We start from the raw sequence: 13,079 nt of genomic DNA on the forward strand, positions 1-13,079 counted from the left end.
CACTGACGACGCAGAACCGGAGGCCGGCCCGCAGGAGACTGCGGGCCGGCCTCCGTCACTCCGGCGCAACCCTTCGGCCGTTCTCCGCCTCCGTCCTCATCGCACCCGGATCACCGAGACACGCAGCACCCGCACACACCTGTTCTCAGGGACTGTTCAGGCTACAGTTGACCAGCACAGTGGGCCGCGTGGTCCTCCTCACCGATGAATGGTCGCCCTCCGGGCAGCTGAGTCTCACCGTGGAGACCTCCTGTGAACCGCTGCGCTCTCCAACCCCAATGAATCAAGGAAGCAGTTCATCATGAGTGCATCGAAAGGTGTGCGGAGAACGGCGATGACGATCTACGCGATCATCACGGCTCTGGCCGTCGTCGCGGCCATGGTCGTCTCCGTCAGGAAGGCATCCGCACCGCCGGACATCTCCGCCAACCTCACGCTCATCGCCCCTGCGAGCCCGGGCGGCGGCTGGGACGGTTTCGTCCGCGAGCAGCAGCAGGCCCTCCGCCAGGGCGGCCTCGTGGGCAACGCCCAGGTCGTCAACATCCCCGGCGCCGGCGGCACGATCGGGCTCGGCCGCTTCACCACCATGAACGGCCGCTCCGACACCCTGCTGGCCACCGGCTCCGCCATGACCGGCGGCATCCTCATCAACGACTCCCCGGTGGGCTACGACGACGTCCGGCCCATCGCGAAGATCGCGGAGGACTACGACGTGGTGATCGTCCCCGCAGACTCCCCCGTCGAGACCGCGGACGATCTCATCGCTGAGTGGAAGCAGGATCCCAAGGGAACCCCCTGGACGGGCGGATCGGCGGGATCGCTCGACCATCTCGTCGTCGCCGAGCTCGCGCTGGCGGGCGGGATCGACCCGCAGGACATCACCTTCATCCCCAAGTCCGGCGGCGGCGAGGCCATCCAGGCCCTGCTCAACGGCACGGCGAAGTACGCCTCCACCGGCTACAACGAGGTGTCCGACCAGATCGAGGCGGGTCGCGTGAAGGCCATCGGCATCACCGGACCGGAGCGGATCGAAGGCACGGAGATCCCCACCTTCACGGAGCAGGGCCTCGACGTGAAGCTCGCCAACTGGCGGGGCATGCTCGCCGCCCCCGGCATCACGGACGAGGAGTTCGAGCAGCAGCTCGCCCTCCTGGAGAAGATGCGCCAGACGCCGGAATGGCAGGACGCGCTGGAGCGCAACGCCTGGGCCGACGCCTGGGAGACCGGCGACGAGCTCGACGCCTTCATCGCAGACGACGTGGAGAAGACCTCCACCCTCCTCAAGGAGCTGGGACTGTGAACACCTCATCGAATCCCACCGGCGCCTCGGGTGCGGGGAACGGCCCCGGAGCGGGCTCTGCGGGCCCCGTCATCTCCGCGCACACTCCAGACCAGGCCGCGGAGATCGCCGTCCACGGCACGGAGCAGGTCCGGGAACGCGGCTGGTGGACGGGCCGGGCAGGTCTGCTCTTCCCGCTCATCCTCGCGGCACTGGCCACCTACATGCTCGTGGGCCAGCTGACGATGAAGGTCGCCGAGGACGCGGACAAGCCCGGACCGCAGTTCATGCCGGGGCTCATCATCACCGCGCTCTACATCATCGCGGTGCTCATCGCCGTCGACATCATCCGCCGGCCGCAGCTGCCGGAGATGGCCGCCCTCACGGACCCCGAGGAGGTGGGGCGCGTCCACTCCTGGTACTCGGACTGGCCGCGTCTGGCCTGGGCCGTGGGAGGCTGCCTGGCCTTCGCCGTGCTGCTCGTCCCGGTGGGGTGGATCCTCGCCGCCGCGCTCCTGTTCTGGTGCATCGCACGGTCCATGGGCTCCACACGCGTCCTCTTCGACATCTCGATGGCGCTGCTGTTCTCGTCCGCCGTGTATCTGATCTTCGGAGTCCTGCTGGCGGTCGATCTGCCCAGCGGACTCATCTTCGGGGGAGGCCGCTGACATGGAACCGCTCTTCTCACTCCTCGACGGGTTCGGCACCGCGCTGACCCCGATGAATCTCCTCTGGGTCATGGTCGGCTGTCTGCTGGGCACGGCCGTGGGCGTGCTGCCCGGACTGGGCTCGTCCATGGCGGTGGCGCTGCTGCTGCCCATGACCTTCGCCCTCGACCCCGCCGGGGCCTTCATCATGTTCGCCGGCGTGTACTTCGGCGGTCTCTTCGGGGACTCCACGATGGCGATCCTCATGAACACCCCCGGCCAGGGATCCGCGATCGCCTCGACGTTCGAGGGTCACAGGATGGCGAAGTCCGGGCGGGCTCCGCAGGCTCTCGCGACCGCGGCCATCGGTGCGTTCACCGGCGGCCTGATCTCCTGCGCCGTCGTCGTCTTCCTCGCACCCGCCCTCGCGGCGTTCTCCACGCTCTTCGGCCCCGCCGAGTACTTCGGCCTGGCGCTCTTCGCCTTCGTCGCCACCTCCTCGGTGGTCTCCGACTCCGTGCTCAAGGGCCTCGCGTCCCTGGTGCTCGGGCTCGCGATCGCCGTGGTGGGCATCGACTCCGTCACCGGCACCGAGCGCTTCACCTCCGGTGTGCCGGAGCTGTTCGACGGCATCTCGCTCGTCACCGTCACGGTCGCGGTCCTCGCCCTGGGCGAGGTGTTCCGGGTGGCCTCCCGCCTGCGCCGGGACCCGGGGGCGATGGTCATCCAGAGCTCCGGCCGGCCGTTCCTCTCCGGGAAGGAGTTCCGCGAGGCACTGCCGGCGTGGCTGCGCGGCACCGGGATCGGCCTGCCCTTCGGCGTCGTGCCTGTGGGAGGCTCCGAGGTCCCCACCTTCATGGCCTACGGCCTGGAGCGCAGGCTGGACAAACGCAGCGGGCGCAACAAATTCGGCACCGGTGCCATCCGGGGCCTCGCCGCTCCCGAGGCCGCGGGCAACGCGACGACCGGCACCGCCATGGCCTCGCTGCTCGCCCTGGGCCTGCCCGTGTCCGCCACCGCGGCGATCATGCTGGCGGCGTTCCAACAGTACGGCCTGCAGCCGGGGCCGCTGCTGTTCGACCGTGCGCCGGACCTGGTGTGGGGACTGCTCGCGAGCTTCTTCATCGCGATGATCGTCCTGCTGATCCTCAACCTGCCGTTCGCACCGCTGTGGGCCAAGCTGCTGCTCATTCCCAAGCCGTACCTGTACGCGGGCATCACGGTGTTCTGCATGCTGGGCATCTACGCGACGTCCAACAGCGTGTTCGACGTGTTCATGCTGGTGGGGATCGGCCTGGTGGGCTTCGCCATGCGGCGCTTCGACATCCCGCTCGCACCGCTGATGATCGGCATGGTGCTGGGACCGCTCGCGGAGTCGAGCCTGCGCGATGCGCTGCTGAGCTCCGGCGGGAACTACGCGGTGTTCGTGTCCAGCCCCATCTCGATCGTCCTGTACCTGGTCCTGATCGCGGTGGTGGGCGCCTCGCTGTTCGGCAAGCTCGCCCAGCGCCGCCGCGAGCGCGGCAACGTCATGACGGACGTGGACGGCTGAGTCTCTCCGCACAGACAGACGGGAACGGATGCCCCATCCGTTCCCGTCTTCTGTTTCGCCGTCCTGCCGTGGTGCAGCGCGGCGAAACAGCAGATGCGAAGAAGGTCAGCGCGCCTTCACGTCTGGCGCACCATGCAGGGTCGCTTGGGGTCGAACTCCCATCCGGGGATGATCGTCCGCATCGCCACCGCGTCGTCGCGCCCGCCGAGGCCGTGCTCACGGTAGAGCTCGTGCGCTGCGGCCAGCCGCTCCTCGTCGAGCTCCACCCCCAACCCGGGACGCTGCGGCACGGCGATCTCGCCGTCCCCGATGCGCGGGGGCTCCGTCGTCAGGCCCTCGCCGTCCTGCCAGATCCAGTGGGTGTCCAGGGCGGTGATCTCCCCCGGAGCGGCGGCGCCCACCTGGGTGAACATCGCCAGGGACACGTCGAAGTGGTTGTTCGAGTGCGAGCCCCAGGTCAGGCCGAAGTCGCTGCAGAGCTGTGCGACGCGTACGGATCCGGCCATCGTCCAGAAGTGCGGGTCCGCCAGCGGGATGTCCACAGAGGCCTCGCGCACGGCATGCGCCATCTCCCGCCAGTCCGTGGCGATCATGTTCGTCGCCGTCCGCAGGCCCGTGGCGCGCCGGAACTCCGCCATGATCTCCCGGCCGGAGAAGCGTCCCTCGGCACCGCAGGGATCCTCCGCATAGGCGACCACATCCGTCATCATGCGTCCGAAGCGGATCGCGTCCTCCAGCAGCCAGCCGCCATTCGGGTCGAGGGTGATCCTGGCTTCAGGAAAGCGCTCCTTCAGCCGGGAGACGGTCTCGACTTCCTGTTCGCCAGGAAGCACCCCGCCCTTGAGCTTGAAGTCGCGGAAGCCGTACCGCTTCTGTGCGGCCTCGGCGAGCGCCACCACAGACTCCGGCGTCATGGCCTCCTCACGGCGCAGACGGGCCCAGTCATCCACCGCGTTCGGCTCACGCAGGTACGGCATCCCCGTCCGGTCGACGGGACCCACATAGAAGAGGTAGCCGAGCACCGGCACGCTCGCACGCTGCTGCCCCTCCCCCAGGAGCTCGGCCACCGGTACGTCGAGGTGCTGCCCGTGCAGATCGAGCAGGCACGACTCCACTGCGGTCAGGGCATGGATCGCGATGCGCTGGTCGAAGGTCTGCTGTCCGCGACCTCCCGCGTCGCGCACAGCGAAGGCTGTGTGGACCTCACGCAGCAGCGAGCGGAAGCGCGCCACCGGCTGCCCGAGGAGCACCTCGGCGGCATCCCTGACAGTCGCGGCGATGGCCTCCCCGCCGGGCACCTCGCCGATCCCCACGCGGCCCTCGCTGTCCGTGATCCGCGCGATGTTGCGGGTGAAGAACGGCCCGTGGGCTCCCGAGAGGTTCATGAGCATCGAGTCGTGCCCGGCGACCGGGATCACCTCGACCTTCGCGATGGTGGGGCTGTGCGCGCTCATCCTCGGGCTCCCCTCTCTGCGATGGCACCGGCCGTGCCTGCGACCGTCACCGTCCCGTCGAGGCATCGGTTCAGACCGTATGCATTCTCGTCCCGCACCGGCGCAGGCAGCAACGCCTCCGGCAGCGACTGGTAGCTGACGGGGCGCAGGAAGCGCTCGATCGCAAGGCTGCCCACGGAGGTGGTGGCGCTGTTCGAGGTCGCAGGGAACGGCCCGCCATGGATCACGGCATGTCCCACCTCGACCCCGGTGGGCCAGCCACCCACAAGGATGCGTCCGGCAAGACGCTCGAGCACCGGCAGGAGAGCGAGCGCGGCCGCGTGGTCCGCCTCCGCGAGGTGCAGGGTGGCCGTCAGCTGGCCCTCCATGCCTGAGGCCAGCTCCGGCAGCTGCGCCGCATCGTCGTAGCGCACGATGAGCGAGGCGGCACCGAAGATCTCGTGGGAGAAGACCTCGTCCGCGACGAAAGCCTCGGCGGTGGTCTCGAAGACGACCGGAGCCGGGGCGTTCTCGCCGGTGCCCGCCGTCCCCTCGGCCACCTTCCGTGCCTCGGGCCGGGCGGCCAGAGCCGCGACGCCGGCCTGCCAGGCGCGGTGGATCCCCGGAGTGAGCATGGTCTGTCCGGTCGAGCCGGCGAAGGCCTGGGCGATCGCCTCGACGAGCTGGTCACCAGCCTCTCCCGCTGGCACGAGGAGCAGGCCCGGCGAGGTGCACAGCTGGCCGCTGGACCCCGTGACGGATCCCAGGAATCCCTGCGCGAGCGCCTCGACGTCGCCGGTGAGTGCGCCGGGGAGCACGAACACGGGGTTGACGGAGCTCATCTCCGCGTAGACGGGGATCGGCACCGGACGTGCGTTCGCGGCCTCGACGAGAGCGAGCCCACCGCTGCGGGAGCCGGTGAAGCCCACTGCGGTGATGCGTGGGTCCTTCACGAGTGCCTGCCCCACCTGGGCGCCGGGTCCGTAGAGCAGAGAGAACACACCCGGCGGCATGCCGGTGGCGGCAGCGGCCTCGGTCACGGCCCGGCCCACAATCTCGCTGGTGCCGGGATGGGCGTTGTGAGCCTTGACGATCACCGGGCAGCCGGCGGCGAGCGCCGAAGCGGTGTCACCACCGGCGACGGAGAAGGCGAGCGGGAAGTTGCTGGCGCCGAACACTGCGACCGGCCCCAGCGGAACCTTCCGCTGACGCAGATCGACACGTGGCGCCGGGGTGCGCTCAGGCTGGGCCGGGTCGATCCGGACGCCGTGAAAGTCCCCCTGCCGGACGACCGAGGCGAACATGCGCAGCTGCCCGGTGGTGCGCGCGGTCTCCCCCACGAGGCGGGCCGCAGGCAGGCCGGTCTCCTGCATGGCGCGGGCCACCAGAACATCGCGGGCCGCATCGATGCGATCGGCCGCGGCGTCGAGAAACGCCGCGCGGCGCTCGGGGTCGGTGTCGCGGTACTGAGCGAAGGCCTCCTCGGCGGCACGTGTTGCCTGCTCCACCTGAGCCTCACCGACGAACGAATAGGCCGGTTCCAGCTCACCGTTGTCTGACGGATTCACGGCCCGTGTGCTGCCGTTCCCGCCGGGGGAGGTCTCCCCCGCAATGATCGAATGTCCGGTGAGTGCCATTCTGCTCTTCCTTCTCCTGTGTGTCTGGTCAGCCTGCCGGATATGTCTTGTCAGTGGAGCGCCGGTGCGATGCCTGCTCGCTCGATGAGTGCGCTGAGATCGGCGAGATCCGCCTCGGTGAGATCCTGAAGCGGCGCCCGGACGGGGCCGTTGTCGCGGCCGATCGCCTTCAGTCCGGCCTTGACGATGGATACGCCGTACCCCTTCACCCGATCACGGATGTCCAGGTAGGGGAAGACGAAGCGGTTGAGCTTCTCATTCACCGCGTCGCGGTCCTGTGCGCGGACATCCGCGTAGAACTCCAGTGCGAACTCCGGGACGAAGTTGAACATGGCGGAGGAGTAGGTGCTCAGACCCAGCTGCAGCAGCGGAAGGGCGAAAGTCTCTGCGGTGGGGAGGCCCCCCAGGTAGAAGAGACGGTCGCCGTTGAGGGCATACATCTTGCCGAGGTGTTCGATGTCGCCGTGCGCATCCTTGAATCCGATGAAGTTCGCGTGGCTCTCAGCGAGCCGAGCAACGGTCTCCGGCGCGTAGTGGGCATTGGCCCGGTTGTAGACGATGATGCCCAGGTCGGTCGCCGCGCAGATCGCGGAGACATGCCGGTACAGGCCCTCCTGGTCGCTCTCCGTGAGGTACGGAGGCAGCACGAGCAGGCCCTCAGCACCCGCCTCCTGCGCGTCCTTCGCATTCTGCACGGCTTGGCGGGTGTTGCCTCCTGCGGAACCCAGCACCGGCACCTCGGAGCGCGAGGCTGCGACGGCAGCGCCGACAACGTCCTTGGCCTCGGCCGGAGTCAGGCTGAAGCCCTCGCCCGTGCCACCCGCGGCGAAGAGTCCGGCCACGCCGTAGCTCGCCTGCCATTCCACGTGCGCAGAGACCTTGGCGAGATCGACCTCGCCTTCTGCGTCGAAAGCGGTGACGGGGAAGGACAGGAGACCGTCCTTGAGGTGGGCGGCGAGGTCTTCGGGGGCGAACTGGCTCATGGCTCTCCTTGGTGAACGGAACGATGCTCACATCGACACTAGAAGCGCTCAATCATGCAAGTCCAAGCCCATTATAGAATCCAGTGATGCCCTAGGAGCATCAGGAAATCACTGAATCTAGTTGTATGACTTATATATAATTTGTCATACTCATCGTCTGGGCACCGTAGCCCGGATGACACCGCATCCAGCGGATCCCACATCGGAAAGAGGACAATGCCGTACTCCCCTGACACCATCGCGTCGATCACCCTGTCGTCCATCACACTGCCCCTGGCTTGCCCCATCTCCGACGCCAAGGTCTTCACCGGCCGCCAGAAGCCCATGACCGAGGTCGTCTTCCTGTTCGCGGAGATCCGCACCAGCCAGGGACACGAAGGCGTGGGCTTCAGCTACTCGAAGCGAGCGGGCGGCCCCGCCCAGTACGCCCACGCGAAGGAGGTCGCAGGCGCCGCGATCGGCGAGGACCCCAACGACATCGAGAAGCTGTACACGAAGCTGCTGTGGGCCGGCGCCTCGGTGGGACGGTCCGGAGTCGCCACACAGGCGCTCGCGGCGATCGACATCGCCCTCTACGACCTCAAAGCCAAGCGCGCAGGGCTCCCCCTGGCCAAGCTCCTCGGCTCCCACCGGGACTCCGTGCGGACATACAACACCTCCGGCGGATTCCTCTCCGCCTCGCTCGAAGAGGTGAAGGAGGCGGCTTCGCGGTCCGTCGAAGCCGGGATCGGCGGCATCAAGATCAAAGTGGGGCTGCCGGACACGGCCGAGGACGTGCGCCGTGTGAGCGCGGTGCGCGAGCACATAGGAGAGGTGCCGCTCATGGTCGATGCCAACCAGCAGTGGGACCGCACCACGGCTCTGCGCATGGGCCGCCGTTTCGAGGACCTCGACCTCGTGTGGATCGAGGAGCCCCTGGACGCCTACGACGCGGCGGGGCACGCACAGCTGGCTCGCGCCCTCGACACACCCATCGCGACCGGTGAGATGCTGGCTTCCGTGGCTGAGCATCGCGAGCTCATCCGCCACGGCGCCTGCGACATCATCCAGCCCGATGCCCCACGCGTAGGCGGCATCACCCAGTTCCTCCGGCTGACTCGGCTGGCGGACGAGGCCGGTCTCGACCTCGCGCCGCACTTCGCGATGGAGATCCACCTGCACCTGGCCGCCTGCTACCCGCGGGAGCCATGGGTGGAACACTTCGACTGGCTCGATCCCCTGTTCGAGGAGCGCCTGGAAACACGGGACGGCCGTATGATCGTTCCCGATCGCCCCGGCCTGGGCTTCACGATCAGCGAGCAGGCACGCGCCTGGACAACGGATTCGGTGACGATCACCGGAACCTGAGCCTTCCACTCCGGGGCACCGTTCACGCCGTGCCACCGTCCGCACTACTCATCCGCAGGGAGAGTTCGATGTCCACCACCCTGGCCTCCGCGGTCGTCACGGCGCTGCGCGAGCGCATCGTGACAGGCGCGCTCACGCCTGGTGAGCGCCTGCCCAGCGAGAACGACCTTGCCAAGGAGCACACGGTCAGCCGCACAGTGATCCGCGAGGCCATCGGGATTCTGCGCGCCGAGGGCCTGGTGCGCTCGGCACGCGGCAGTGGCACCTACGTCCTCGCGGTGCCGCACACTGCGGTGTATGGCTCGGACACCGGGAACCCGTCCGACGGCTCCTGGCCGAATACAGGACCCCGCGCCGGATCACCATCTGGTTCCACGGGAGGGGCCCCGCCGCTCAGACCAGACCCGGCGGCACTTCTGGAGTTCCGGCTGGCACTGGAACCTGATGCGGCCGCGCTGGCAGCGGAGCGCCGCACGGCCGCCGATCTGGCCGCCCTGAAAGAGGCCGCAATCGCAATCGAAACGGCGGGCGCACATGCTTCCGACAGCCTGGCGGCGGACTACCACCTGCATCGCACACTCGCTCAGACCTCGGGCAATCCATATTTTGCGGGCGCACTCACATGGCTGGGCCCGGCGATGATCGGCATGCCTGCATCCCGCATCACTGGGGATGATGGACACGCACTGACCGTGCAGAAGGAACACCGCATGATCATCGAGGCAGTTCAGGACAAGGACTCCCGCGCTGCCGCCGCCGCGATGGCCTGGCACCTCACTCGCTCATTGCGGGAACTCGAATAAGCGCCCCCGCCGGCCACACGGCCGCAACCATGCTCCATTCAATGCTTTCAGTGCATCACTTGATACAGAAAATGGTTTGGACAGGTATTGAAAAGCGTCATTAGGCTCATGAGGCACCTCATCCGTGACACCGCTCACGGCCCGAAGTCACCCGGAAACTCACTGCAAGGGAGCACCATGTTCCGTACCCACCGCACCCGCCTGCCACTGGTCTTCGCCTCCGGCGCAGCTGCAGCCCTGACACTCACCCTCACCGCCTGCGGCAACGTCACCGGCGGAGGGGGCGACGAAGACTTCCCCAATCAGAGCATCACCCTCACTGTGGGACAGAGCGCCGGAGGCAGCACCGACCTCATCGCGCGGTCGGTGGCGGACGGCTCGCAGAACGCCTTCGGTGTGCCGATGACCGTGGAGAACAAGCCCGGAGCCAACGGTGCCGTCGCCACGAAGGAAGTAGCCGGCATGCAACCGGACGGGTACAACCTCGTTCTCCTCAACGCCTCCCTCATCACCGTCACTTCCCTGACCGCATCCGAGGAGGAGACGGTCGATCTCGACGATCTCGATATCATCATGGGTCTCTCGCAGGATGACTACATCATGGTCGCCAATGCGGAGAGCGACATCGACACCGTCGAGGACATGGTCACGTCTGACGAGTCCGTCTCCTACGGCACCACCGGTGTGGGGACGGCGAGTCAGCTCGCGCAGCTGCTGCTCATGAATGAGGCGGAGATCGAGGGCAACGAAGTGCCGTTCGACAGCGGGGCGCCCGCGCTCACCGCAGTGATGGGCGGTCAGGTCGAGGTTGCCACGATCCAGCTGGGTGAGGCCATGCCACAAATCGAGGCCGGCACCATCAAGCCGGTCGTGACCTTCGCCGAGGAACGGGTCGACTATCTGCCCGATGTCCCCACCGCGGTGGAGGAGGGCTACGACGTGCCCGTCTCCCAGTACCGCGCACTCGCGCTGCCCGCGGGCGCCGATGAGGAGGTGCTGAGCACGCTCCGCGAGGGAGTCGCCGAGATCACCCAGACGGAGGCGTACCAGCAGTTCAACGAGGACAACTTCCTCACCCCCGCGGAGATCTCCGGCGACGAGGTGCGCGAGCAGTGGACCGAGCTGGCAGACCGCTATGCCGCACTGGTCGAGGAGAACGACATCGACCTCGGCGGCAGCCAGAGCTGACCACTGGAACGTTCGAGGAGGAGAACGCCGTGGATGAGAAGCAGACCAGTGCTCACGCTGGTGTACGCGAGAGCGAGCATGAAAGCGCCGCTGAGATCTCAGCTGCGATGAGCGCGGACGCGAGGGCGCGGGGAAGCTCTGCCGAGGAGACGCCGGCAGGAGCCCTGGCAAACCTGGTGAGCGGGATCGTGGCCACGCTCATGGGCACGGGCTCCCTCGCGGTGGCCCTGAACCTCGGCTTCGGCACTCTCACCGCTCCCCGGGCAGGCACCTGGCCGGCGATCCTCTCCGTGCTGCTGATCGTCCTCGGTCTCGCACTCATGTCCCTGGCGAAGACCTTCACGGACGCGGAGAGGATCACCCGCCGGGCGATGTCGGTGGGCGTAGGCGCGCTCAGCATCGTCATCGCGGTGCAATTGATGCCAGTCATCGGATTCGAGATTCCCGGCTTCCTCCTCATGGTGTTCTGGATGAAGGTGCTGGGAGGCGAGAAGCTGCTGAAGTCGGCACTCATCTCCGCACTCGCCGTCCTCGCGCTCTACCTGATCTTCGTCACGGGTCTGAGCATCTCGATCCCACACCTGTTCTGATCGCCCCCGCTGCCCGGCGTCCCTGAGAAAGGCACTGACCCCATGGACTTCGCACCTGTCATCGAGGGCTTCTCGGTCGTCCTCGAACCGATGAACCTCCTCTTCTGCCTAGTCGGCGTGCTGGTCGGGATGGTCATCGGCGTACTGCCCGGCCTCGGCCAGGCAGCGACCATCGCGATTCTGCTGCCGCTGACGTACGGCATGGAGCCCGTCTCCGCGATCATCATGCTCGCGGGCATCTTCTACGGAGGCATCTACGGCGGCACCGTCACCGCGGTGCTGCTCAACATCCCCGGTGAGACGAGCTCCGCGATCACCGCGATCGAGGGCTACCCGATGGGGAAGAAGGGGCAGGCGGGCAAGGCACTCGGCATCGGTGCCATCGCCTCGTTCATCGGCGGCACGATCTCGATCGTCGCGCTGACCTTCGTCGCACCCATCGTCTCAGGCTGGGCGCTGCGGTTCGGCCCGCCCGAGTACGCCGCGCTCACCCTGCTCGGCATCCTCCTGGTCGCCACCATCTCGAACGGCTCGCGGGTGAAGGCCTTCATCGCCGCCACCTTCGGCCTGCTGCTCGCAGTCGTCGGCCGGGACGGCTTCACCGGGGAGATGCGTTACACGGCAGGCAGCCTCGAACTCGCTGACGGCCTCCAGTTCGTCCCGATAGCCATGGGCGTCTTCGGCCTCACCGAGATCCTCTACGCGCTGGAACGACGTCATCTACCGCAGCCGCTGCGAGTCAAGGTGGACAAGGTGCTTCCCACCAAGGCGGATCTCAAGCAGTCTGCCGGCCCCATCGCCCGCGGGGGCCTCATCGGATTCTTCCTCGGGCTCCTCCCCGGCGGAGGAGCCACCGTCTCCGCAATGGTCTCCTACGGCACGGAGAAGCGGTTGGCGAAGGATCCGAGCCGCTTCGGCAAGGGAGCCATCGAGGGCGTGGCCGGGCCGGAGACCGGGAACAATGCCGCCGCCACCTCCTCCTTCATCCCGCTGCTCACCCTGGGCATACCCGCCAATGCGACGATGGCTGTGATGTTCGGTGCGCTCATGCTGCAAGGGATCACCCCCGGGCCACAGCTCGTCAGTGAGGACCCCGGTCTGTTCTGGGGCGTCATCAACTCGATGTATCTGGGCAACATCATCCTCATCGTGCTGTCGATCCCGCTCATCGGTCTGTTCGTGAAGATCCTCGACGTCCCTTCCACCATCCTGGCACCGATCACCCTCATGATCGTCTGCATTGGGGCATACACCATCAACAACCGCTTCTTCGAGGTGCTCGTCGTCGTGGCGTTCGGTGTGATCGGGTACCTCATGAAGAAGATGGGTTTCGATCCAGCACCTCTCGTCCTGGCGTTCGTCCTCGGCTCCTTGCTGGAGGACAACTTCCGCCGCTCGCTCATGATGTTCCAGGGCGATGTCACGCAGGTGACGAACCATCCGATCGCAGTGACGATCCTCGTGCTCTTCGTACTCGTGCTCCTCGTTCCACTGGTGCTCAAGCTGGTGCTCGGAAAGAAGGGGCCCGCGCGCTCGGTCGTCTCCGCGGATGAGGAACCGGCAAGCGGCCGCCGGTGAGGCAGGCCTGCGACAGAGCAGACAGCGCCTCCGCTGGAGATG

The 13,079-nt window shown here is 67.4% G+C and carries 11 protein-coding genes; 8 read left to right on the plus strand and 3 right to left on the minus strand.

Features of this window, described 5'->3' with window-relative positions; all coding sequences use genetic code 11:
• Positions 1–301: 301 nt before the first annotated feature.
• The 3 genes from ABD240_RS05815 to ABD240_RS05825 are packed head-to-tail and all read left to right on the plus strand — an operon-like array spanning position 302 to position 3,478.
• Complete coding sequence (locus ABD240_RS05815; RefSeq protein WP_344336114.1) at positions 302–1,300, plus strand: Bug family tripartite tricarboxylate transporter substrate binding protein; 999 nt, start codon at positions 302–304, stop codon at positions 1,298–1,300.
• The gene (locus tag ABD240_RS05820; protein WP_344336117.1) at positions 1,297–1,947 is read left to right on the plus strand and encodes a tripartite tricarboxylate transporter TctB family protein; all 651 of its coding nucleotides are present in this window, start codon (positions 1,297–1,299) and stop codon (positions 1,945–1,947) included. Before ABD240_RS05815 ends, ABD240_RS05820 begins: the two co-directional genes overlap by 4 nt.
• 1 nt (position 1,948) lies before the next feature.
• On the plus strand, positions 1,949–3,478 hold the full coding sequence (locus ABD240_RS05825; protein WP_291797883.1) for a tripartite tricarboxylate transporter permease: 1,530 nt from the start codon (positions 1,949–1,951) through the stop codon (positions 3,476–3,478).
• 116 nt (positions 3,479–3,594) lie between these two features.
• On the opposite strand, the gene ABD240_RS05830 is transcribed toward ABD240_RS05825, so the two are convergent.
• Genes ABD240_RS05830 through ABD240_RS05840 form a run of 3 tightly spaced genes read right to left on the minus strand, consistent with a single transcriptional unit; the run spans position 3,595 to position 7,531 of the window.
• Positions 3,595–4,932, minus strand: a complete 1,338-nt coding sequence (locus ABD240_RS05830) for an enolase C-terminal domain-like protein (RefSeq protein WP_344336120.1) — start codon at positions 4,930–4,932, stop codon at positions 3,595–3,597.
• A complete protein-coding gene (locus ABD240_RS05835; RefSeq protein ID WP_344336123.1) occupies positions 4,929–6,548 on the minus strand; it encodes an aldehyde dehydrogenase (NADP(+)) in 1,620 nt (539 codons plus the stop codon). Before ABD240_RS05835 ends, ABD240_RS05830 begins: the two co-directional genes overlap by 4 nt.
• Positions 6,549–6,598: 50 nt before the next feature.
• On the minus strand, positions 6,599–7,531 hold the full coding sequence (locus ABD240_RS05840) for a 5-dehydro-4-deoxyglucarate dehydratase (RefSeq protein ID WP_344336126.1): 933 nt from the start codon (positions 7,529–7,531) through the stop codon (positions 6,599–6,601).
• A gap of 216 nt (positions 7,532–7,747) precedes the next feature.
• Between ABD240_RS05840 and ABD240_RS05845 the strand changes: the two genes are divergently transcribed.
• The 5 genes from ABD240_RS05845 (at position 7,748) to ABD240_RS05865 (ending at position 13,037) form a co-directional block, all read left to right on the plus strand.
• On the plus strand, positions 7,748–8,878 hold the full coding sequence (locus ABD240_RS05845) for an L-talarate/galactarate dehydratase (RefSeq protein ID WP_344336128.1): 1,131 nt from the start codon (positions 7,748–7,750) through the stop codon (positions 8,876–8,878).
• A gap of 68 nt (positions 8,879–8,946) precedes the next feature.
• Positions 8,947–9,681 (plus strand): FadR/GntR family transcriptional regulator, encoded by a 735-nt coding sequence (locus ABD240_RS05850; protein ID WP_344336131.1) that lies wholly within the window; start codon positions 8,947–8,949, stop codon positions 9,679–9,681.
• A gap of 177 nt (positions 9,682–9,858) precedes the next feature.
• A complete protein-coding gene (locus ABD240_RS05855; protein ID WP_344336134.1) occupies positions 9,859–10,869 on the plus strand; it encodes a tripartite tricarboxylate transporter substrate binding protein in 1,011 nt (336 codons plus the stop codon).
• A gap of 176 nt (positions 10,870–11,045) precedes the next feature.
• Complete coding sequence (locus tag ABD240_RS05860; RefSeq protein WP_291797907.1) at positions 11,046–11,459, plus strand: tripartite tricarboxylate transporter TctB family protein; 414 nt, start codon at positions 11,046–11,048, stop codon at positions 11,457–11,459.
• A gap of 42 nt (positions 11,460–11,501) precedes the next feature.
• Entirely contained in the window at positions 11,502–13,037 is a 1,536-nt protein-coding gene (locus tag ABD240_RS05865) for a tripartite tricarboxylate transporter permease (protein WP_344336138.1), read from the plus strand.
• Positions 13,038–13,079: the final 42 nt, after the last annotated feature.

It is taken from the genome of Brevibacterium salitolerans (assembly GCF_039531405.1).
GTDB classification, from domain to species: Bacteria; Actinomycetota; Actinomycetes; order Actinomycetales; family Brevibacteriaceae; genus Brevibacterium; species Brevibacterium salitolerans.

Coding starts and splice junctions, on each gene's coding strand:
- ABD240_RS05835 (WP_344336123.1), bottom strand. CDS start 6,548: ATGGCACTCACCGGACATTCGATCATTGCGGGGGAGACCTCCCCCGGC.
- ABD240_RS05830 (WP_344336120.1), bottom strand. CDS start 4,932: ATGAGCGCGCACAGCCCCACCATCGCGAAGGTCGAGGTGATCCCGGTC.
- ABD240_RS05865 (WP_344336138.1), top strand. CDS start 11,502: ATGGACTTCGCACCTGTCATCGAGGGCTTCTCGGTCGTCCTCGAACCG.
- ABD240_RS05845 (WP_344336128.1), top strand. CDS start 7,748: ATGCCGTACTCCCCTGACACCATCGCGTCGATCACCCTGTCGTCCATC.
- ABD240_RS05825 (WP_291797883.1), top strand. CDS start 1,949: ATGGAACCGCTCTTCTCACTCCTCGACGGGTTCGGCACCGCGCTGACC.
- ABD240_RS05840 (WP_344336126.1), bottom strand. CDS start 7,531: ATGAGCCAGTTCGCCCCCGAAGACCTCGCCGCCCACCTCAAGGACGGT.
- ABD240_RS05850 (WP_344336131.1), top strand. CDS start 8,947: ATGTCCACCACCCTGGCCTCCGCGGTCGTCACGGCGCTGCGCGAGCGC.
- ABD240_RS05815 (WP_344336114.1), top strand. CDS start 302: ATGAGTGCATCGAAAGGTGTGCGGAGAACGGCGATGACGATCTACGCG.
- ABD240_RS05855 (WP_344336134.1), top strand. CDS start 9,859: ATGTTCCGTACCCACCGCACCCGCCTGCCACTGGTCTTCGCCTCCGGC.